This is a genomic window from Janthinobacterium sp. HH102, from assembly GCF_001758625.2.
GTDB lineage: Bacteria > Pseudomonadota > Gammaproteobacteria > Burkholderiales > Burkholderiaceae_D > Janthinobacterium.
Map to the genome: position 1 here is coordinate 2,454,556 of NZ_CP062062.1, position 21,691 is coordinate 2,476,246.

Here is a 21,691-nt window from a genome sequence, read left to right on the forward strand (position 1 = left end):
CATTTCACCAAGGCAACGTATCCCGGTGACTGCAGTGCGCCGCCGGCCATGCGCCGGCGGCGTGTCCGCGCGGGCAGGGTTCCGCCGCAACGCTTCCGTCAACGCCGCCGCTTGATCGTGCACCGCCTGTCCTCTGCCCAGCGTTTTTCATTCCACAAGCATCAAGCAAACCCAGGCAAGGATAGCGATGAAGAGCAGCAAACAACGATTGACCCCGCTGGCCGCCGCGCTGGCGCTGGCATTGGGCGGCGCGCACGGCCATGCGTGGGCGGCGGCGATGGCGGACAAGGCCGATGCGGTACAGATGCCCGCCATCAGCGTGTTTGGCGACGCCATCAGCTCCGGCACGGCCGGACGCTCGTATATCACCAGCGCCGACATCGAACGCCAGCAGGCCGACAATGTCGCATCCTTGCTCGACACCTTGCCCGGCGTGGACCTGGCCGGCACGGCCCGTCCCAGCGGCCAGAGCCTCAATATCTGGGGCTTCAACAAAGTGCAGGACGTAAAAGTCATCCTCGACGGCGTGCCCAAGGGTTTTGAAAAATACCGCCAGGGTTCCATCTTCATCGAGCCGGAACTGATCAAGCAGATCGAGGTGAACAAGGGCGCGCATACGAGCTTGTACGGCAATGGCGGCTTCGGCGGCGTCATCACGGTCGAGACCAAGGATGCGCAGGACTTGCTCGAAGGCGGCAAGAGCGTGGGCGCCATGCTCAAGTACTCGCGCCACTCGAACAATGCAGAAAACGACGCCACCGTGGCCGTCTACGGCCGCACGCAAGACGGCCGCTTCGACGCGATGGCCTTCACCACGCGGCGCAAGTCCGACGATTTGCGCAAGCCTGACGGCAAGCCATTCCGCTTTTCCGCCATCGACGCGCCATCGAGCCTGGCCAAGCTGAATATCCGGCTGACGCCGGAGCAGCTGCTGACCCTGACGGCGATGAAGAGCGGCAGTTCGGGCTGGGGCCCGTTCGCCGCCATGGGCGAGGACGTGCCCACGCCGACCGAGGCGGAAATCAAAAAATATGGACTGGAAGAGGCGTGGCAGCGCAAGGCCGTCTACCGCGACCAGGACGACGATACCTATTCCGTGAAGTGGCAGTATGCGCCGCAAGATAATCCATGGATCAAGCTGACGGCCAGCGCCGGCTATTCGCACACGGACCAGCATGACAAGCGCCTGCCATCGGCTTCGCCGGGTTCCTACCTGGGCTCCCTGGGCAACGAGAGCTGGGCCTCGTACGTGGACCGCATCGCGGAAGTGCGCAACGAAAGCGTGTTTGCGACGGGCGCCGTGTCGCACGTGCTGCAAACGGGCCTGCAATGGCACAAGAATGTGCGCGACACCCTGATGTACTACCCGTCGTCGACGGCGTTGAAGGACCCCAGCTACAACTACGGCTACTTCCAGCCCTACTACATGCCGGCCGGGCGCCAGGAAACCACGGGCCTGTATCTGCAGGATGCGATGACGTATGGCGACCTGACGCTGACGGCGGCCTTGCGCCACGACCGGGTCGTCTCCGAGGGCGTGCCGAACAAGGCGCCGCGCTACAACAGTCCGCTGGCGGCGGCCGGCCACGACTTCAGCGAAAAGGCGCACGAAGACTGGTCGCCCCGTCTGGGCCTGTTCTGGAAGGCGTCCGGCACGCTGGCCTTGTTCGGCGACTTGAGCCGCACCTGGCGCGCGCCCACGATCGACGAGATGTATTCGAACGAATACTATGTGTCGTCCAGGCTCGGTTCATCGACGCCGGGCACCAGCCGCGGCCTGGCCGTCGAGCGCGTGACGGCCGTGCGCGCGGGCGCCATGCTGCACCGCCAGAACGTGTTCATGGAGCGCGACGACGCGCAGTTGCGCCTGACGGTCTACCGCAACAAGGTCAGCGACAATATCGGCCCGCGCCTGGGCGTGCTGGTCGAAGGCTACGAGCCGGGCTCGGGCAAGGTGCCGCCGGCGCTGTCCGACTACCGCAACCTGGCCGGTTTCCATACGCAGGGCGTGGAAGTGGAGTCCTACTACAATTCGCCGCGCCTGTTTGCCAGCGCCTCGCTGTCGAAGCAGCGCGGCACGCGCACCGGTTCCCAGCGCGACCCGTGGGGCCGGGACGAACCCGTGTCGACCATCGCGCCCGATAAATTGATGGCGGGCCTGGGCTGGCGCATGCCCGACCTGGGCGCCAGCATGGGCTGGCAGGGCCGCTTCGTGGCGAAGCAGGAGCGCGTGCTGCCGGTGGGGAATGTCTACCGCCTGCCGCCGTCGAAAGGCTATGCGCTGCATACCCTGTTCGCGTCATGGAATGGCAGGCAGGGCGTGTGGCGCGGCACGGAGGTGCGGCTGACGGTCGATAATGTCTTCAACCGCAATTACATGCCCTACCTGAGCGAGGCGGTCACCGGTGTGGGACGCAATGCGAAATTGAGCGTGTCGAGAAAATTTTGATTCGCTTTGAGAACGGCGGGCCGGAGACGCTTGGCCCGGAGTGCCTTGGCGTCGGGCGTGCGCCTACCCTTGGTTCGCGACATGTTTCGTTGAATTTCCCTGTTAACGCAGTACGATCGCCTTGACCGTTTCCCATGCCGTGCTGCCCGAGTGCGTGGCGCGGACCTGGTTGCGGCCCGCTTCCTTGGCCACGTACAGGGCGCGGTCGGCGGCGACGAACAGCGCTTCGCGGTCGTCCAGCTGGTGCGGGCGGATGGTCGCCACGCCGATGCTGACGGTGATCCACGGCGAGGTGGTGGAGCGCGGATGCGGCAGTCGCAGCGCTTCGATGCTGGCGCGGATGGCCTCGGCCAGGTGCAGGGCGCTGGCCGCGTCCGTATCGGCAAACAGCAGGACGAATTCCTCGCCGCCGTAGCGGGCCGCCAGGTCGCCGGAGCGGCTGGCATGCGCATCGATGGCTTGCGCCACCTGCTGCAGGCAGCTGTCGCCGGCCGGGTGGCCCAGGCTGTCGTTGTACAGCTTGAAGTGGTCGACGTCGAGCACCACCAGCGACAGGGCGCCGCCGCCGCGCACGGCGCGCTGCCACTCTTTTTCCAGGAAGCTGTCGAAATGCCGGCGGTTGGCTATTTGGGTCAGCGGATCGAGATAGGCGGCGCGCTGCAGCGCGTCTTCCGACTGCTTGTGGTGCGTGATGTCGTGCAGCAGGCCGATATACAGGGGCTGGCGCAGATACATGGGCGTCAGGGTCAGGTCCATGCTCAGCGCCGCGCCGTTGCGGTGGCGGATCGCCACTTCGCGCGTACCGTGGTTGTGCGCCTTTTCCGGATTGGCCGCGTGCATGGCGAAGTAGTCGAGGTATTCCTGCGTCACGAGGGGGCTGAGCAGCTCGCCGATGAAGCGCCCGGCCAGTTCGTTTTCGCGGTAGCCCAGGTACTGGTCGCAGGCCGGGTTGGTGTACTGGATGCGCCCGTTCGCCTCGATGATCAGCAAGCCCTCGGCCATGTTGTTGACGATGGTGCGCAGGCGCTCGGCCTGTTCCTGCTGGGTTTCATTGTTGCTGCGGATTTGCAGCTGGGCGCGCACGCGCGCGCGCACTTCGGCCATGCGCAGCGGCTTGCTGATGTAATCGACGGCGCCGCAGTCGAAGCCGGCCACCACGTCTTCCGTTTCCGTCCTGGCGCTCATGAAGATGACGGGGATGCGCTGCGTCAGCGGATGCTGCTTGAGGCGGCGGCACGTCTCGATGCCGTCCATGTCCGGCATCATCACGTCGAGCAGGATCAGGTCGGGCTGGGCGCGTTGGGCGATCGCCAGCGCCCGCTCGCCGGACGTGGCAACATAGGTTTGATAACCCTGTTCGCTCATCAGCTTGCGCAGCAGCTCAAGGTTGGCCGGCGCATCGTCGACAATCAAAATGGCGGCTTCATGCCGCTGGGAATACTCCACACTGCCTGGACTCATTGCTTCCGGCCTTCTCGATGTACTCTGCGCTGCCAGCGTTTGCTGCATTTTCGGTGATGCTGACCGGGCTCAAATCTGATGCAGCGGTCAAATCATACCGCCTCGCCAATTTTTTGGGTGAAAAAATCGATGCTGCGCGAGGCGTGAAAATATTATTTTTATGATATCTTTAAAAATAAATAAACGCAGTTGCTGTCGTGAAAGCTGTTTTTAAACGGCAAAGATGCGTGCCCAGTGGCGCCGGGGCAGCGGGGGGCACGCCCCGCAGTTGCGGGGCGTGGAGAGTGCGATTACATTTTTGCGGCGATCAGTTTGCCCAGGATGGCGATGCCTTCGCGGATGCGTTCCGGCGGCACCGTCACGAACGACAGGCGCAAGGTGTGCGTGTCCGGCGTGTTGGCGTAGAACGGCGCGCCCGGCACGAAGGCGACCTTGTTGGCGATGGCTTCATCGAGCAGTTTCATCGCATCGATATGTTTCGGCAGGGTGACCCAGATGAACATGCCGCCTTCCGGCTTCGTCCAGGTGACGCCGGCCGGGAAGTGCTCTTCCAGCGCCGACAGCATGGCCTGGCACTGGTTGCCGTACAGGCTGCGGATGCTGGGGATATGCCGCTCCAGGAAACCATCCTTGATCACTTCATGCACGACCATCTGCGTCAGCTGCGAGGTGTGCAGGTCGGCCGCCTGCTTGGCCAGTTCCAGGCGGCGTACCAGCGGCATCGGCGCCACCACGTAGCCGAGGCGGATGCCGGGCGTGAGCACTTTCGAAAACGAGCCCATGTAGATGACGCCGTCCGGATTCATGTTGATCATCTTCGGATACGGCTCGCCGCTGTAGCTCAGGGCGCCGTACGGATCATCCTCGATCAGCGGCAGGCCGTGGCGGGCGCAGGTTTCCACCAGTTCCACGCGGCGCGCCACGGACAGGCTGCGGCCCGTCGGGTTCTGGAAATTCGGCAGCGCGTACAACAGGCGCGCGCCATCGGCGACGGGATCGATCGACGACGGCACCAGGCCTTCTTCATCGGTATCGACGGATACGAATTCGGGACGGTAGACGGAAAACGCCTGCAGGGCGCCCAGGTAGCTGGGGGTTTCCACCAGCACGCGGCTGCCTTCGTCGATCAGCACCTTGCCCAGCAAGTCCAGCGCCTGCTGCGAGCCGGACGTCATCAGCACTTGCTCGGGCAGGATGGTGCTGCCATTGCCGGAGAGCGAGTCGGCGATCCACTGGCGCAGCGGCAGGTAGCCGTCGGTGGGGCCGTATTGCAGGGCCACCTTGCCATTGTTCGACAGGACCTTGTCGAAGGCGGTCTTCATTTCTTCCACGGGGAAGGTGGCGGGCGAGGGCAGGCCGCCGGCAAACGAGATGATCTCGGGACGCTGCGTGATCTTCAGGATTTCGCGGATGAACGAGCTTTGCAGCTGTTCCGCGCGTTCGGCAAAGCGCCATTGGATCGGATTCGGATTTTCAATTTTCATACGAGTCTCACAGAAGATGCCGAGCTGCGCCGGCTGGATTTGTTGGCCCGCTTGTGGCGGTGCGTGCGCAAGCGGCGCCGGATAGGCGTCGCCATGGTGCTGCGGTATTGTACGGCTTGCACGCCGCCGTGCCCATGCGCACGCGCAACGGCGTTGCAAATGGGCGTCAGGGAAGCTTACTTCAGCTTGCGTCCGATGCCCACGACGGCGATCACGGCGCCGGCAAACAGCAGGCTTTCGCCCGTCAATGGCTCATTCAGCAGCACGGCCGCGCCCACCAGGGAGAGGAAAGGCTGCAGCAGCTGCGTCTGTCCCACGCGTGCCACGCCGCCCAGCGCCATGCCACGGTACCAGAAAAAGAAGCCGATAAACATGGAAAACACGGAGATGTAGGCAAAACCCAGCCAGGCCACGCTGCTGGCCTGCGCCATCAGCGCGCGTTGCGGCCAGGCGTTCCACAGCGTCACGGGCAAGACAAAAGGCACGGCCAGCAGCAGCGCCCAGGAAATCACATGCTGGCCCGGCATCGTTTGCGCCAGGCGCCCGCCTTCGGCATAGCCGAGTGCGGCCAGCAGCACGGCGGCAAAGATCAGCCAGTCGGCCAGGTGGAAGCTGCCGCCGCCCTGGCGCAACGCGAACGCCACCACCAATAGCGTGCCGAGCAGGGCCATCAGCCAGAATCCTGCGGAAGGGCGCTCCTTGCCGCGCAGCACGGCAAATACGGCGGTGGCCAGCGGCAGGATGCCCACCAGCACGGCGCCGTGCGAGGCGGGCAGGCTGCGCATGGCGATCGACGTCAGCCAGGGAAAGCCCAGCACGCAGCCCAGCGACACGAGCGCCAGCGGCAGCCATTGTTCGCGGCGCGGCAACGGCGCGCGCTGGTGCCACAGCCACAGGCCGGCCAGGCCGGCGGCCACCAAGGCGCGCCCCAGGGCGACAAAGGTGGGATCGAGTTCGGCGACGGCCATGCGCGTAAAAGGCAGGGTCAGGCTGAAGAGGGCGACGGCGATGAGGCCCAGCAGCAGGCCTTTGCGGTCGGCGCCGAGGTGGGGAGGATGGCTGACGGGGGCGGTACTGGTAGTCGATGGCATGTTTTTCCTGATACTGGCTGATAGGTGTGCGGGGTGCGCGGCAGGCGTGGATTAATTTCTGCCGTACTGCTATCCTAGGGTGCAATAGCAATACAGTACAAATACACTTTCACGCATAATTTCACATACTGTCATGGCCATATGAGCAATACACTTCCTTTGCTGTCGCGCGCCTCGGGCGAAACCCTGATCGACCAGATCGCGCGCTCGCTGGCGGCGCGCATCGACGACAAGCTGCTGCGCGGCGGCGCGCGCATGCCTTCGATCCGCCAGTGCGCCGCCAGCCTGGATGTGTCGTGCGCCACGGTGGTGGCCAGCTACGACAAGCTGGTGGCGCGCGGCTACCTGGAATCGCGGCGCGGCGCCGGCTTTTTCGTGCGCGAGCGCTCGCCGCTGAACACGCCGGCGCCGCCCCCTGGCGCGCAGGACACGGCGGCGCAGCCGATGGATGTCGTTTGGCTGATCCGAAACATGTTCCGCCAGACGCCGGTCATCCCCGCGCCCGGCACCGGCATGCTGCCCGCCGAGTGGCTCGATGGCGACCTGGTGGCGCGCGCCCTGCGCGACGTCAGCCGCCAGCCGGGCAGCCTGCTGCTCGGTTACGGATCGCCGCAGGGTTTTTTGCCGCTGCGCCAGCAGTTGCAGCTGAAACTGGCGGGCCTGGAAATCGCCTGTCCGCCCGAGCAGATCGTCACCACGGTGGGCGTGATGCAGGCGCTGGACCTGGTGGCGCGCGAGTTTGCCCGCCCCGGCGACACCATTTTCGTCGACGATCCCGCATACTGGCTGATGTTCGGCGCCTTTGCCGCCATGGGCATGCACGTCATCGGCATCCCGCGCCTGGGTGACGGCCCCGATATCGCCGTGCTGGCCGAGCTGGCGGCCCTGCACCGTCCCAAGCTGTACGTGATCAATTCGGTGCTGCACAACCCCAGCTCGACGTCGCTGTCGGCGGCCAAGGCGTTCCAGGTGCTGCGCCTGGCCGAACAGCACGATTTCCTCGTCGTCGAAGACGATATCTATTGCGACATGCATCCCGGCGGCGAGGTGCAGCCGGCCACCCGCCTGGCCGCGCTGGACCAGCTGCGCCGCGTGATTTACCTGGGCGGCTTTTCCAAGAGCCTGTCGGCCAACCTGCGCGTGGGCTTCATCGCCACCTCGCCGGAATGGGCGCAGCGCCTGGCCGACCGCAAGATGCTCGCCACCCTGACCACCAGCGACATCGGCGAGCGCGTGGTGTATAAAATCCTCTCGCAAGGTCTGTACCGCAAGCATGCGGAACGGCTGCGCGCGCGGCTCGACAAGGTGCGCGAGGGCACGTACCGCCGCGCCGAGCGGGCCGGCCTGCGTTTCGATCCCGCGCCAGCCGGCATGTTCATCTGGGCCGATGCGGGCTGCGACACGAATGTGCTGGCCGAAAAGGCGCTGGCCGAAGGCCTGGTGCTGGGGCCGGGCAGCCTGTTTTCGCCGCGCCAGCTGCCGTCGACCCGCATGCGCCTGAACCTGGCCACGGTGCAGGACGAGCGCGTCTGGGATTTTTTCGCGCGCGCACTGGGCTAAAACTGCACATTTGCCGGGGGCTCTTGAAATCGCTTGTACCATCCCCAACTCCGTAGAATCCGTCCCATCCACAAGACTATGAGGTAAAAATGGCTGTCTCCGAAAAGCAAACCCTGGGTTTTCAGACCGAAGTGAAGCAAATGCTGCACCTGATGATCCATTCCCTGTACTCGAACAAGGAAATCTTCCTGCGCGAATTGATCTCGAACGCGTCCGACGCGGCCGACAAATTGCGCTTCGAAGCGATCGATAACGACGCCCTGTACGGCAACGATCACGAATTGAAGATCAAGGTCAGCTTCGACAAGGATGCGCGCACCATCACCATTTCCGACAACGGCATCGGCATGACCCGCGACGAGGCGATCTCGCACCTGGGCACCATCGCCAAGTCGGGCACCAAGGAATTCTTCGGCAAGCTGTCGGGCGACCAGCAGCAGGACGCGGCCCTGATCGGCCAGTTCGGCGTGGGCTTCTATTCCGGCTTCATCGTCGCCGACAAGATCACCGTCGAAACGCGCCGCGCCGGCGTGGACGCTTCCGAAGGCGTGCGCTGGGAGTCGGCGGGCGAAGGCGATTACAGCATCGAGTCGATCGACAAGCCGTCGCGCGGCACGGACATCATCCTGCACCTGCGCGAAGGCGAGGATGAATTGCTGTCGAGCTGGAAGATCAAGTCCATCATCCGCAAATACTCGGACCATATCTCGCTGCCGATCGTGATGCAGAAGGAAGAGTGGGACGACGAGAAAAAAGAAACCGTCCTGAAAGACGAATTCGAAACCGTCAACCAGGCCAGCGCCCTGTGGGCCCGCAACAAGGCCGACATCACGCCGGAACAGTACGACGAATTCTACAAGCACGTGTCGCACGACTTCCAGTCGCCGCTCACGCACACGCATAACCGCGTGGAAGGCCGCAGCGAGTACACGCAGCTGCTGTACATCCCGGCCAAGGCGCCGTTCGACATGTGGGACCGCAACAAGCGCGGCGGCATCAAGCTGTACGTCAAGCGCGTCTTCATCATGGACGATGCCGAGCAGCTGATGCCGACCTACCTGCGCTTCGTGCGCGGGGTGATCGACTCGGCCGACCTGCCGCTGAACGTGTCGCGCGAAATCCTGCAGGAATCGCGCGACGTCAAGGTGATCCGCGAAGGCTCGACCAAGCGCGTGCTGGGCATGCTGGAAGAACTGGCGAACGCGGACGAGCAGGACAAGAAGGACAAGTACGCCGTCTTCTGGAAGGAATTCGGCCAGGTGCTGAAAGAGGGCATCGGCGAAGACGCGGCCAACAAGGAACGCCTGGCCAAGCTGCTGCGCTTTGCCTCGACGGCCAACGACAGCGACGAGCAAGTCACTTCGTTCGCCGACTACGTGGCGCGCATGAAGGAAGGCCAGGACAAGATCTATTACGTCACGGCCGACAACTACGCCGCCGCCAAGAACAGCCCGCACCTGGAAATCTTCCGCAAGAAGGGCGTCGAAGTGCTGCTGCTGACGGACCGCGTCGATGAATGGATGCTGTCCTTCCTGCAGGATTTCGAAGGCAAGGAACTGGTCTCCGTCGCCAAGGGCGGCCTGGACCTGGGCGCGCTGGAAGACGAGGCGGAAAAGAAAGAGCACGAAGAAACGGAAACTTCATACGCCGACCTGGTGGTCAAGATGAAGACCGTGTTGGCCGACAAGGCCAAGGACGTGCGCGTGACGTTCCGTCTGACCGATTCGCCAGCCTGCCTGGTGGCCGATGAAAACGAATTGTCGGGCAACCTGCTGCGCATGCTGAAGGCGGCGGGCCAGAGCGCGCCGGAATCGAAGCCGATTTTGGAAATCAACCCGAACCACCCGCTGGTGACGCGTCTGAAATACGAGGACGCGGAAGGCGGCAAGTTCGGCGACTGGGCCAACATCCTGTTCGACCAGGCCATGCTGGCCGAAGGCGGTTCGCTGGCCGACCCGGCCAGTTTCGTCAAGCGCCTGAACGAGTTGCTGCTCAATACGGCGAAGTAATCGCTTAGCTGCAAACGTCATCAAGCCGGCCTTTTCTGCACAAAAGGGCCGGCTTTTTTTATGCTACAGTGCGCGATTATTTTATTTTATGGAAATAGCAATGGCGCATTGCCCGGCATGTGACAGTTCCAATATTCAACGTCTCTCCATGGTGCATGCCTCCGGCATTTCCGGCACCTCTACCCATATCTCGGGCAGGATCGATGGTGATTTCATCCACGGTCATGCGCATACGCGCAGCCAGACCTTGTTGTCGCGCCAGGCCGCCGGGCCGACGATGCAGACCCACCAGAAAGTGGGGCTGATCGTGTTGGGCGTGATCATTTTTGTCATCGCCGCCGTCATCTTTTACCAGGCTGGCGCAAATGGCCTGTTCTGGATCTTCGTAGCAGGGGGTGTCGTCTCCGTCGCCTTGTCGCAAACGTCCTTCGTCGCCAATTGGGACAAGGAGGCCGCCGCCTTGCAGGATAAATATGCGCGTACCTTCATGTGCCATGCCTGCGGCCACCGCTTCATTCCTGTACTCAAGCAACCGTGAAAATCCGCCTGATGGCCGGCCTGGGCGCGCATGCGCTGGGCTGCCTGCTGTTTATTGTGTTGAGCTGGCTGGGGTTTTATTTGTACACGCAGCTGTTCGGCAGCCTCGGCTCGCGCGGCGTGGCGGGCGGCCTGGCCTTGCTGCTGGTGTTTTACGTGTATGCGGGCACGAATCTGCTGCTGGCACTGCTGCCGCCCGGCAGGGTGAAACCGCTGCTGTGCGGCTTGCTGGGCGCGGCCGTGCTGGCGTATCTGCTGCCCCAGCATCCGCTGCGGGCCATCTACTTCAGCGTGCTGGCGGGCGGCTTGAGCTGGCTGGCCGTGCTGGCCAGCGCGCGTTTAAGCGGATACCTGCGCGGCTGACAGGCCAGCGATAAAGGTGGCGACGGCGACGGCGGCCGCTTCCGGCGCCGCCTGCAGCAGCATGTGCGGCGCGGCGATGTCGACCAGTTGCGCGCCCGCTGCCTGCCGCAGTATCTGCACGGCGTTCGCCGGCGGCACCAGGCGGTCATGGCGGGCGCGCAGATACAGCACGGGCAGGCTGCCGCGCGCGAAGCTGCGCGAGGCGTCGATTTCCAGCACGGCGCGCAGGCGCTGGCGCAGCACGCTGGGCGGCACTTGCGCGAGTGCCGCCGCCAGTTCCGCCTGCAGGGCCGGCGTCGCATACGGCGCCAGCAGCGCCTGGCGCAGGGCGAAGCCGGGCAGGGTGCCAAAGGGCACCAGGCCGAGCAGGTGGCGCAGCGGCGCGAGCATCGGGCGCGGATTGCGCACGAATGAACAGCACAGGATCAGGGCTTGCATGCCGGGCGGCGGATCGGCGCGCAAAGCTGTCCCCAGCGGTCCCGAAAACGATTCGGCCAGCACGACGAAGTGGCGGTCCCGCGGCAAGCGCGCGCGCACGAATGCTTCCAGCGCCGCGTAATCGAGCGGCGCGGCCGGGTAGGCGATGGCCTGGGTGTCGATGGCGCTCTGCGCGCGCAAGGCGGCGTCAAAACGGTGGAAGAGCCGGGCCGTGCCATCCATGCCGGGCAGGAGGACAAGCAGTGTCGAGGCGTGGGTTGGTGTCGTCATTGCTGCCATCATAACAGCCGCGCCGGCGCACCTGCCGTCCGCCTGCCGCACGGCATGGGCACTGGCATCATGCTAGAATCGCCGGCGCGCCATGCGTGGCCAGTGGCCACTGGTAGCGGCCAAATCCCCCGACAGACAGAATCATGCATATCATCTTTTCGAATTACCGCACCCTGGGCGGCGCCTTGCTGGCGGCGGCCTGCCTCCTTTCCCAGCCTGCCCGCGCCACGGCGGCGCCCTTGGCACCGGCCGGGAAAAGCCTGTCGTCCCTGCTGGCCGGCGGTCCCTTGCCGCGCCTGAGCGAAGACCCGCAAGTGCGCGCGGCCCTGTTCGATTTCTTCGGTTACGCGCGCGGCAGCTACACGGAAAACGATGAATTGCTGCTGGCACAGGCGCTTGAAGCGATCAGCGAAAAGCGCGACGCCACGCGCGCCGTGCTGGCCGATGGCCGCCAGTTGCTGGCGTCGATGAACGACCGCAAGCAGGGCCGCGAACGGGGCGCCATGCTGCTCGACAAGCGCGGCGTCATCATCGCCTTTGGCCTGGTGAACGGACATTGCCGCCTGGAGGGGCAGCCGCTGGCGAAAGTCTGCAATCCCGATCCGAATGCCGTGCTGACGGTGTTCCACCGCAAGGGCATGCTGGTCGGGGATGCTGCACCCCTGCTGGCCTGGGCCCGGCAATTGCCGCCCATGCTGGCGCTGATCGCGGGCGACAAGGAAGCGGGCGCCGATGGGCAGAAGATCGCCAGCGTCGAATACGTGCTGGCGCAGCCGGCCCTGCCGGGCTGGAACCGCGCCCAGCTGCCGCCCGCGTATCCGCCGGCGCTGCTGCCGCTGCTGCTCGATAAATCCACGGTGCTGACGTCGGCCGGCGCCGGCGTGTTTGCCTATCCGCTTACGCTCAAGGGCAAGAAACAGAACAATGTGCTGGACCATGCGGAAGGCCGCCCGCCGCGCGACCTGGAAGTGGCGCTGCGCAGCTATGCCAGTTTCGACACGGTGGTCGAGCGCTACCGCCAGCTGGCCAAGGGCGCCAGGCTGCAGCGCAACGAGCGCACGGCCTACCTCGATGGCGACATGGGGCAGGGCAGCTACCGCGTCTACATCCGCAATACGGGCGCGGACGGCGTGATGATCGACGTGGCGCTGTGGCAGCGCAGGCTGGCGGCCAGCCGCTGATTTCAGCGTCGCTTTTAGGGTGCTGAGGTGTAGCCTAGCTCCGCCAACCGCGCGGCGATGGCGTCGTCGCGCGTTTTCCTGCCGGTGCGCAGGCGCGCATGCGTCAGGGATGCGGGCAAGCCATGCGCCAGCAACGCGTCGATGTCGAGCATGGTCTCGGATGCCGACAACTGGCGCAGGGCGGGCAGGATAGCCAGGCCGGGCAGGCTGTCGAGCGTCTTGCAGGTGTGCAAGTTCAGGCGTTCGAGCACGGAATTGGCCCCCAGCGCGATCTGCCGCAGCTTGATCTGGTCTTCCACCCATAGCGCCTGCAACAGCGGGAAACGGCCGATATCGCCCAGCGTTTCCAGACCGCGCACGCGTATCACTTCCAGTTTCCTCAACAGCGGCGCCTCGATGTGGGCGAGCGATTCGCGGCCGCCCAGTTGCAGCAGCAGCCTGTCCAGGCGGCTCATCTCCGAGATGAAATCCAGCGGCACGGTGTTCTTGATGCGGTACAGCGACAGGTCATGCAGCGCCGGCAGGCTGGCCAGGGTCTCGATATGCTGGCTGTGGCCTTCGATGACGAGGCTGGCCAGGTGCGCATACTGGCGCAGGGGCGCCAGGTCGATATTGTTCCTGGCAGATTCGCCCAGGTTCAGGTATTCGAGGGCGCGCAAATTGTCCAGCTGCAGGATGTCGGCTTGCCCTAGTTCGTACACGCCCAGGCTCAGGCGCTTCAGGTGGCGCAGCTCGCCCAGGGTTTCCAGATACAGGGCGTTGCGGTGGCAGTCGATGGACAGGCTGGCCACATGCGGCAGCGCGCGCAGGATGCGGGTATCGAACACCCTCGGGTCGTAGCCGTAGATGCGGATGGTCAGCGCCGTGCCGCAAGTGGCGGCCAGGGCGTCGAGGTCGGCCAGCAGCGGCGTTGGCTCGCCCAGGGTATTGAACTGCACCAGCACCTCTTGGCCGCCCGCGATGGCGGCGCGGATCGCCCCGGCATCGATGCGCTCGGGGTTCTGGATGCACTGCGGCTGTCTTGCTTGCGTCATTGTCACAGTCCTATCGGGTAGTCGACTTTCCTGGGAGGAGGGCAGCCTTCCGGTCCCGGGAACGTCTGCTTGCCCGTGTCGTCGTAGCGCTTGCCGCACTCGACGAGCACGCGCTTGCGGAAGGTGTAAATGCTGGCCACCTTGCCGTTCGGGTGGTAGCAGATATTGTCGCCATCGCGGTCGGCAGAAGCGTAGCTGATCATGGTCTGGCCATTCACCGTGCGCGTGCTGTGGCCGCTGCGCGGCTCCGTGCATTTGAGCTGGCCGCTTTCATAGTATGCGTTGACGACGGAGGTGTCGGCTGCGCGGTCGACCAGCAGTTCATCCTTGCGCTTGCCGTTCGGGTAGTTCGAATAGCCTTCCTGGCGCTGGCCGTACTGGAAGGCATAGTAGTACTGCGGCTTGCCGTCCGGGTAGTACATGTGGTGGTACTCGCACACGTCGTCGCGCGTGCTGCCGTACTCCTTGAAGGTGCAGCGGTGGATGTCGTTGAGCAGCTGGCCGTCTTCATAGTATTCGCGCAGGTGCGTGAGCAGCCTGCCCTGGTCGATGACGGCCAGGCGTTCCGGCTTGCCGTTCGGGTAGTAGCGCGCATCGAGGCCCTGCTTCTTGCCGTTGTCCCACAAGGTGTCGAGGCGCAGGATCTTGCCGCTGTCGTCGAACGCCTGTTCGCGCCCGTCCAGCTGGCCGTTGCGGTAGGTGGCCGTGTAGACCACGTATTCCTTGCCGGCCGGACCCAGGTAGCGCGTGCGGCTGCCATCGAGCACGCCGGCCTGGTAATGGTCGCGCACGCGCAGCGCGCCTTGCGCATCCGTGTCGATGGCTTCGCCCTGTTTTTTGCCTTTCACGAAAGTGACGCTTTGCGTGACACCGTCCTTGAGCTTGAGCTTCCATGGCCCGTCGCGCAAGCCGTCGATAAAGCTGCCGTCGCCGTCTTCCGTGATCCACGCGCCGTGGCGCGCGCCGTTGACGTAGTTGCCGCGCGTGCGCACTTTGCCGCCCATGCGGCGTTCGTGCGGGCCGTTCAGCTGGCCGTCCGCGTAGGTATCGAAGCCCGTCACTTCCTCTTCATCGGCATAGTTGACGACCGTCCAGCGGCCTTCGCGCTTGCCGGCCCGGTACATGCCGCTCTCGCTCTGTTTGGGATAATTGAAGTACCATATGCCTTCCTGCAGCCCGTTGACGAAATGGCCTTTTTCGCTGCCTTCGTGCATGCCTTCGCGCACCCACAGTCCCTGGCGCTTGCCCTTCGCGTACTGGCCCCGCTCCACCACCGAGCCGTCGTCCCAGGCCAGGCTGTAGATGACGGACGGACCGTCTTCGCTGCCCGTGAACTGCTGCGGCGCCGTCTCCCATGTCACTTGCCACAGGCGGTAATTGGGCAGGATGCCGGCGCCCGCGTCGCTGTACAGCGTGTAGCTGGCGGTGAGAAAACGCTCGCCTTTTTTCAGGAAGGTTTTCTTGTAGGTGATGGCATCCTTGCCGCCGGGCGCCACGGGCTTGCCGTCATCGCTGTAGTAGCCGACGATGGTGCCTTGCGTATGGTCGATGGCGTCGAAGTCCGCATTGCCGCTCTTGCCGCGCGCGACGCTGTAGTCCATCGGCGCCAGCTTGGCCAGCGCGGCCTTGACCTGGCCCGCGTTGGGAGCGGCGCTTTGCGCCACGATGCGGTTCAGGGCCGGCTGCAAGCCGTCGAGGCGCCGGTACTTGCCGGAGCTGCGGTGGTAGCGGTAGGCGCGCAGGCCGTTCTTGCCGTCCTGGCGGAACAGCACCAGCATGGTTTGCACGCTGGTATCCGATTCCTTGTCCAGCGATGCATAAAAGACGGAGCGGATGACGGCGTTGCCGAACTGGTCGAGCAGGAAGGTTTTCGAAGCGCTGTTCGTGCACTCGCAGTAATAGCCGTTGACGCCCTCTTTTTCCTTGAGAAAAGCGATGTCGAGGCCGCTGTCCTGCGATGCCGTGATGGCGGGATGGGCGAGGGTCTTGCCTTCGTAGAAGGGCGCGCCGTGGGCGAGGGCGGAGCAAAGCAGCAAGGGCAGGAGAACTGGCAAGAGCAGACGTTTCATCGTGAGGCTGGCGCCGGGGCGCCGCAATGGAAAGGCCACGATTCTGCCTGCGTTCTTACTTGTGGGCAAATGCGGGCGCGTCTATCGTGCGCGCGTGCGTGCCCCGGTTCAGGGCTGGTGCGCGGCGCAGAAGTCCAGCAGCAGCTGTTCGCCGTCCGGCCAGGGGCCGTAGCCGGCGTCGCCATTGATATGGCCGGCGTCGCCGATCATGGTGAAGTCGCTGCCCCAGGCGGCGGCAAACGCGCGCGCCCGCGCGAAGCTGACGTAGGGATCATCGCCGCTGGCCACTACCAGGCTGGGAAACGGCAAGGCTTGCAGCGGCATGGGAGAGAACCCCGTGGTGCCGGACGGGTAGGACGGCGCTTCCACATCGCTGGGGGCGACGAGGAAGGCGCCGGCGATCCTGTGCGGCGAGCCGCTGGCCGCCCAATGGGCCACCAGCGTGCAGGCCAGGCTGTGCGCGGCCAGCACGGGCGCCCGCTCGCAGGCGGCGATGGCGCGGTCGAGCTCCGCCACCCATTCGTCCTTGTCCGGCGTCTGCCATTCCCGGTGCGGCACGCGCGACCATTGCGGGTGGCGCGCTTCCCAATGGGTTTGCCAGTGCTGAGGCCCGGAATTCCACAGGCCGGCCAGGGTCAGGACGAGAGGCGACATCGAGGCTCCTTAAGTTATAACTCAGTGCGCAGGGCGAATAGTTCCGGGAACAATACCACGTCGAGCATCTTGCGCAAATAGCTCACGCCCGCCGTGCCCCCCGTGCCCGTCTTGAAGCCGATGATGCGCTCGACCGTCGTCACGTGGCGGAAGCGCCAGAAGCGGAAGGCCGTTTCCAGGTCGACCAGCTTTTCGGCCAGTTCGTACAGGGCCCAGTGTTTCGACGGGTCGCGGTAGACTTCCAGCCACGCCGCCTTGACCGAGGCGTCGGAGGCGGTGGGAAGGGTCCAGTCGGCGTCCAGGCGCTCGGGAGCGATATGCAAGCCGCTGCGCGCCAGCAGTTTGATGGCTTCGTCGTAGACGGACGGCGTGCGCAGGGCGGCGTCGAGCACCGTGTAGGTATCGGGCGCCGTCGTGTGCACGTTGAGCAGGGCGGCGTTCTTGTTCCCCAAAATGAATTCGATTTCGCGGTACTGGAAGGACTGGAAGCCGGACGAGGCGCCCAGGTAGGGCCGGATCGCCGTGTATTCGGGCGGCGTCATGGTGGCCAGCACGTCCCAGGCATGGACCAGCTGGTCCATGATGCGCGCCACGCGGGCCAGCATTTTAAACGCGGGCGCCAGGTCGCCGCTTTGCAGGTTGGCGCGCACGGCGTGCATTTCGTGCAGCATCAGCTTCATCCACAATTCGCTGGTCTGGTGCTGCACGATGAACAGCATTTCGTTGTGGTTCGGCGACAGCGGGTGCTGGGCCGTCAGGATGCGGTCCAGCGCCAGATAGTTACCGTAGCTCATCGATTCGCTGAAATCCATCTGCGCGCCATGCCACTGCGCATCCTGGCCGCCGGCATGCATGGGGCAGCCGCTGGTGTTTTCCTTGTTCATATTCTTGTCGTCGCTCATGGGATGGTTCAGGTGACGGCATCGCGCTTGGCGGCGATGTCGTAGTCTTGGGTGTCGAGGATGTCGCGCAGGATTTCTACCGCGTCCCACACGTCGGCAAAGCTCGTGTACAGGGGCGTGAAGCCGAAGCGCATGATGGCCGGCTCGCGGTAGTCGCCGATTACGCCGCGCGCGATCAGCGCCTGCATCACGGCATAGCCGTGCGGGTGCGTGAAGCTGACCTGGCTGCCGCGCCGTGCATGCTCGCGCGGCGTGACGAGGCCCAGCGGATGGCTGGCGCAGCGCTGTTCCACCAGCGCGATGAACACATCCGTCAGGGCCAGCGACTTGCGGCGGATGGCTTCCATGCTCGTTTGCGCAAAGATATCGAGGCCGCATTCGACGAGTGCCAGCGAGACAATCGGTTGCGTGCCGCACAGGGCGCGCGCGATGCCGTCGGCCGGCGTGTAGCCCGGGTCCATGGCAAACGGCGTGGCGTGGCCCCACCAGCCGGACAAGGGCTGGCGGAAGCGCGCCTGGTGCTTTTCCGGCACCCAGATGAAGGCGGGCGAGCCGGGGCCGCCGTTCAGGTATTTATAGGTGCAGCCGACGGCCAGGTCGGCGCCGGCGCCGTTCAGGTCCAGCGGCACAGCGCCGGCCGAATGGGCCAGGTCCCACAGCGCCAGCGCGCCTTGCGCGTGGCAATGGCTGCTGATGGCGGCCATGTCGTGCTGGTAGCCGGTGCGGTAATTGACGTGCGTGAGCATGGCGACGGCGCAATCGGCATCGATGGCTTGCGCCAGTTCATCCGGACTGTCGACCAGGCGCAGCTGGTAGCCCCGGTCGAGCCAGGCGGCCAGGCCTTGCGCCATGTACAGGTCGGTGGGGAAGTTGCTGCGTTCGCTGACGATGATGCGCCGCGAGGCCTGCGCGGGGTCGCTGGCCTGCATCTGCAGGGCGGCGGCCAGGGCCTTGAACAGGTTGACGGAGGTGGTGTCGGTGATCACCACTTCGCCAGTCTGCGCGCCGAGCAGCGGGGCCAGGCGGTCGCCCAGGCGCTTGGGCAGGTCGAACCAGCCGGCCGTATTCCAGCTGCGGATCAGGTCCGTGCCCCATTCGGCCGTGATGACGTGCTGGGCGCGGGCCAGCGCCGCTTTCGGCCGCGCGCCCAGGGAATTGCCGTCGAGGTAAATCACGCCTTGCGGCAAGTCGAATTGCTGGCGCAGGGGCGCCAGGGGATCGTCGAGGTCGCGCGCGCTGCAGTCATGTCGAGAAATCATGGTGGCTTTCATGTTGATACTTGTCTCAATGGCGCAATATTGCTTGAAGCTTAAAGTATTGTGCGGGAGCAGGCAGTGTAGCAAATCCGCGCCGAAAAGCGGAATTTCCACCCTGGCTGCAGCGTGAAAAGAGCCTGCCTGCGGGGCGTCAACGAAAAAAATCACGATTTTTAAAAATATTTTCAAATCGCCCTAAAGTTTCGCCAGACGCCGCCGTCAACGATTACATGAACGGTGTCAAACCGGCCAAAAAAGAATGCGGGTCTTTGAAATATTTTTCGAAAAAGCCCTAAAGTTCCTGCCAAGGCGGCCGTTATCTAGGTAGACAGGCTTGATTCCGATCAAGTTGTTGTAAAAAAGTGATATTTTTTACAGGCCCAAAGTCGGGTAAACCCGCCGCAGAGCCAACCTCCCACATCCGCGCCGTTGCTGGCGTGCGACCATGATCGAGCAGTGTTTGTCAGACAAACACCTACGGTCCCATCCGCTATTGCCCGACCAAAAATACAGCGCTACGCCTCTGTTGCATTTAATGTTGCTCCTGCAGAATGTATCTCACTGGCAACACACAACGCCAGCTGAATTCAACGGATTGAGGAGATGGAAATGACTGCTAACGACATGATGGCTGAGATTCGCGACGCTAACCTGAGCTACCTGATGCTGGCCCAGCAAATGATTCGTGCGGACAAGGTAACGGCCATCTTCCGTTTGGGCATCGCCGCCGACATCGCCGAACTGATCGAAGGCATGAGCAATGCGCAGATCCTCAAGCTCGCTGGCGGCAACATGATGCTGGCCCGCTTCCGCTTCGACGACAGCGCCATCCTGGGCATGCTGACGAACTACAATAAAGACCGCTCGCTGGCCCAGTCGCACGCTGCCATCCTCATGGCCGGCCAAGGCGTCGAAGAAATCGCTTAAGGTTGCCATCAAACGTCGATGGCGGCGTTGCATTGCCCTGAACATTTTGCCGGTAGCCTTATCAGTCAGTATCAGTTAGTCAGTATCAGTCAGTCGCGGAGTACACAGCATGGCCAAGAAAAGTGTCGTATCGGAAGCGCAGGAAATCCAGCTGGCCATCGAATTGATACAGCTGGGCGCACGCCTGCAACTGCTGGAGACGGAAGTCTCGCTGTCGCGCGAGCGCCTGCTGAATCTGTACAAGGAATTGAAGGGCGTCTCGCCGCCCAAGGGCATGCTGCCGTTTTCCACCGACTGGTTCCTCACCTGGCAACCGAATATCCATTCCTCGCTGTTCATCAACATCCATAAATTCCTCGTCGACCACGCGGGCGCCACGGGCATCGAAGCCGTGATGAAGGCGTATAAGCTGTATCTGGAACAGATGCCGCCCGAAGCGGGCGAAGAGCCCCTGCTGTCGCTGACGCGGGCCTGGACCCTGGTGCGCTTTTTCAGCAGCAAGATGCTGGACATGGCGCCCTGCGGCAAGTGCGGCGGCAAGTTTGTCGTCAATTGCCTCGACCTGAACGCCGATTATGTGTGCGGCCTGTGCCACATGCCTTCGCGCGCCGGCAAGACCAAGAAGGCGCGCGATGAAGCGGCCGCTGTTGCGCCGGGCGCGGTTGTCTGAGCCCTGCATAAGTGTCCAGTCCTAAAATAGGTTGACAGTATTTATTGCTGCACAAACGCCCGATGCACCGCATCGGGCGTTTTGTACTTCAAGGCCGTATGTGGTCGTTCCTGGTTGTATATCCGCACCGATTGCGCCACCATTTTGCTCGCCTGTTTCAGGTCTGCAGGTCGATTCAGCAAGAACTCGCCTTTCAGAATGCCGTTGATACGTTCGGCCAGCGCATTCTGATAGCAGTCGTAGCCGTCGGTCATGGAGCAAGTCAGTCCATGACGACGATGAATTTCTTGATAGTAAGTCGAGCAGTACTGGATGCCCCTGTCTGAATGATGGATCAGCGGCGTCTTGCGCTGTCGTGCTCGCAGGGCCATCTTCAAGGCCTCGCTGACCTCTTCGGTTTGCAGGCTTGCGTGCACGTGATAGCCCACGATCTTGCGCGAATACGCATCCGTTACCAAGCTCAGATAGACGAATTTTCCGGCGGTCGGGAGATACGTGATATCGGCTACCCACACCTGCTCCGGCCGCGTGGCGAGCACTTGTCCCGGCCCCTCCCTGAGTAAATTGGGATGGCGCCGGAAGCGGTGATGGCTATTCGTGGTCTTATGATAGGCCCGCTGTGGTTGCACCAGCAGCCGCTCCTGGCGCAAGATATTAAAGAGTCCATCGCGTCCCAATTTGATTTTTGCACCGGAAAAGGCTGCACCGAGCATGCTGTGCAGCTTGCGCGTGCCGATGCGTGGCTGGCGCAGGCGTATCGGCTGCACCAGCTTGACGACAGTTTGCGCCCTGTCCAGGCAATGTCGCTCGCGCTGACGGCGCTGGTAATACGCTTGGCGGCTGATGCCGACACAGCGGCAGGCCCGTTCGACGCTTAATCCTTCGACTTGCTTGCGCGCGATGACCTGCCCAAAGGCTTTTTTACCGGCACCCCGTATTCGTCACGCAGAACGTCGAGAACCGCCTCGAACAGCGCGGATTTCTGTTTTTCTTCCTTGAGCTGACGCTCCAGCTCCTTGATGCGCTGCTCTGGCGTCAGTGGCCTGGCTGGTGTGTCTGTCATGGTCGCTCTCCGTTGGCTTCGGCCCCTGGGATGCGTCCAATCCTGCAGGCCGTGTTTGCGACACCATACCAAAACTGTCGACCGACCCTGTATTCCGTAGCGCGTTTGCGCCTGCTTGTACGTCATCTCGCCTTTTTCAACCTGCTCGACAACGCTCAATTTAAAAGCCAGGCTGTAATCTCGCTGACTGCGTCGAAACCCTTGTTCCATCGGACACTCCTTCTCTGTAACGAAAAAGTGTCAACTTATTCCAGGACGGGTCAAAGACAGAAA

19 protein-coding genes are annotated in these 21,691 nt (G+C 63.6%); 9 read left to right on the top strand and 10 right to left on the bottom strand.

The genetic code is table 11. The features are described 5' to 3' along the window. Positions 1–187 precede the first annotated feature (187 nt). Entirely contained in the window at positions 188–2,449 is a 2,262-nt protein-coding gene (locus JAB4_RS11170; protein ID WP_070219829.1) for a TonB-dependent hemoglobin/transferrin/lactoferrin family receptor, read from the top strand. A gap of 102 nt (positions 2,450–2,551) precedes the next feature. Here JAB4_RS11170 and JAB4_RS11175 read toward each other — a convergent pair whose 3' ends face one another. Then, positions 2,552–3,910: a diguanylate cyclase gene (locus JAB4_RS11175; RefSeq protein WP_070219827.1), complete on the bottom strand. Its 1,359-nt coding sequence runs from the start codon at positions 3,908–3,910 to the stop codon at positions 2,552–2,554. A 17-nt stretch (positions 3,911–3,927) separates the two neighbouring features. On the opposite strand from JAB4_RS11175, the gene JAB4_RS11180 reads away from it, so the two are divergent. Beyond that, positions 3,928–4,074, top strand: a complete 147-nt coding sequence (locus tag JAB4_RS11180; protein WP_175444784.1) for a hypothetical protein — start codon at positions 3,928–3,930, stop codon at positions 4,072–4,074. A gap of 126 nt (positions 4,075–4,200) precedes the next feature. Here JAB4_RS11180 and JAB4_RS11185 read toward each other — a convergent pair whose 3' ends face one another. Both JAB4_RS11185 and JAB4_RS11190 read right to left on the bottom strand, forming a co-directional pair. Beyond that, positions 4,201–5,394: a PLP-dependent aminotransferase family protein gene (locus JAB4_RS11185; RefSeq protein ID WP_070219825.1), complete on the bottom strand. Its 1,194-nt coding sequence runs from the start codon at positions 5,392–5,394 to the stop codon at positions 4,201–4,203. 176 nt (positions 5,395–5,570) lie between these two features. Continuing rightward, the gene (locus tag JAB4_RS11190) at positions 5,571–6,485 is read right to left on the bottom strand and encodes a DMT family transporter (RefSeq protein ID WP_070219823.1); all 915 of its coding nucleotides are present in this window, start codon (positions 6,483–6,485) and stop codon (positions 5,571–5,573) included. 141 nt (positions 6,486–6,626) lie between these two features. Here JAB4_RS11190 and JAB4_RS11195 point away from each other — a divergent pair, with 141 nt between their 5' ends. The 4 genes from JAB4_RS11195 (at position 6,627) to JAB4_RS11210 (ending at position 10,954) form a co-directional block, all read left to right on the top strand. After that, positions 6,627–8,045: a PLP-dependent aminotransferase family protein gene (locus JAB4_RS11195; protein ID WP_070219821.1), complete on the top strand. Its 1,419-nt coding sequence runs from the start codon at positions 6,627–6,629 to the stop codon at positions 8,043–8,045. Positions 8,046–8,134: 89 nt separating this feature from the next. Beyond that, positions 8,135–10,054 (top strand): molecular chaperone HtpG, encoded by a 1,920-nt coding sequence (htpG, locus tag JAB4_RS11200; RefSeq protein ID WP_070219820.1) that lies wholly within the window; start codon positions 8,135–8,137, stop codon positions 10,052–10,054. 148 nt (positions 10,055–10,202) lie between these two features. Beyond that, positions 10,203–10,592, top strand: a complete 390-nt coding sequence (locus JAB4_RS11205) for a hypothetical protein (protein ID WP_070219819.1) — start codon at positions 10,203–10,205, stop codon at positions 10,590–10,592. Next, on the top strand, positions 10,589–10,954 hold the full coding sequence (locus JAB4_RS11210; protein WP_070219818.1) for a hypothetical protein: 366 nt from the start codon (positions 10,589–10,591) through the stop codon (positions 10,952–10,954). Before JAB4_RS11205 ends, JAB4_RS11210 begins: the two co-directional genes overlap by 4 nt. On the opposite strand, the gene JAB4_RS11215 is transcribed toward JAB4_RS11210, so the two are convergent. Further along, complete coding sequence (locus JAB4_RS11215) at positions 10,931–11,662, bottom strand: hypothetical protein (protein ID WP_070219817.1); 732 nt, start codon at positions 11,660–11,662, stop codon at positions 10,931–10,933. The two genes, JAB4_RS11210 and JAB4_RS11215, sit on opposite strands and share 24 nt — an antisense overlap. A 143-nt stretch (positions 11,663–11,805) precedes the next feature. Here JAB4_RS11215 and JAB4_RS11220 point away from each other — a divergent pair, with 143 nt between their 5' ends. Further along, positions 11,806–12,843: a hypothetical protein gene (locus JAB4_RS11220; protein WP_070219815.1), complete on the top strand. Its 1,038-nt coding sequence runs from the start codon at positions 11,806–11,808 to the stop codon at positions 12,841–12,843. A 14-nt stretch (positions 12,844–12,857) separates the two neighbouring features. On the opposite strand, the gene JAB4_RS11225 is transcribed toward JAB4_RS11220, so the two are convergent. From JAB4_RS11225 to kynU, 5 genes are all read right to left on the bottom strand, one after another. Further along, positions 12,858–13,877, bottom strand: coding sequence for a hypothetical protein (locus JAB4_RS11225; RefSeq protein ID WP_070219813.1), 1,020 nt, complete (start codon positions 13,875–13,877; stop codon positions 12,858–12,860). A 2-nt stretch (positions 13,878–13,879) separates the two neighbouring features. Continuing rightward, complete coding sequence (locus tag JAB4_RS11230; protein ID WP_175445717.1) at positions 13,880–15,985, bottom strand: hypothetical protein; 2,106 nt, start codon at positions 15,983–15,985, stop codon at positions 13,880–13,882. Between the two features lie 69 nt (positions 15,986–16,054). After that, entirely contained in the window at positions 16,055–16,600 is a 546-nt protein-coding gene (locus tag JAB4_RS11235) for an alpha/beta hydrolase (protein ID WP_070219811.1), read from the bottom strand. Between the two features lie 14 nt (positions 16,601–16,614). Continuing rightward, the gene (kynA, locus tag JAB4_RS11240; RefSeq protein WP_083287277.1) at positions 16,615–17,502 is read right to left on the bottom strand and encodes a tryptophan 2,3-dioxygenase; all 888 of its coding nucleotides are present in this window, start codon (positions 17,500–17,502) and stop codon (positions 16,615–16,617) included. Positions 17,503–17,510: 8 nt separating this feature from the next. After that, a complete protein-coding gene (gene kynU / locus JAB4_RS11245; protein ID WP_070219876.1) occupies positions 17,511–18,761 on the bottom strand; it encodes a kynureninase in 1,251 nt (416 codons plus the stop codon). A gap of 606 nt (positions 18,762–19,367) precedes the next feature. On the opposite strand from kynU, the gene flhD reads away from it, so the two are divergent. After that, a complete protein-coding gene (gene flhD, locus JAB4_RS11250; RefSeq protein WP_010396649.1) occupies positions 19,368–19,685 on the top strand; it encodes a flagellar transcriptional regulator FlhD in 318 nt (105 codons plus the stop codon). A 109-nt stretch (positions 19,686–19,794) separates the two neighbouring features. Then, entirely contained in the window at positions 19,795–20,355 is a 561-nt protein-coding gene (gene flhC / locus JAB4_RS11255) for a flagellar transcriptional regulator FlhC (protein WP_070219809.1), read from the top strand. A 41-nt stretch (positions 20,356–20,396) separates the two neighbouring features. Here flhC and JAB4_RS11260 read toward each other — a convergent pair. After that, positions 20,397–21,628 (bottom strand): IS3 family transposase gene (locus tag JAB4_RS11260; protein ID WP_254677326.1). Its coding sequence is split into 2 segments (ribosomal slippage): positions 20,397–21,260 and positions 21,263–21,628, totalling 1,230 coding nucleotides; the frame shifts between segments, so codons are not numbered across the junction. Between the last annotated feature and the right edge of the window lie 63 nt (positions 21,629–21,691).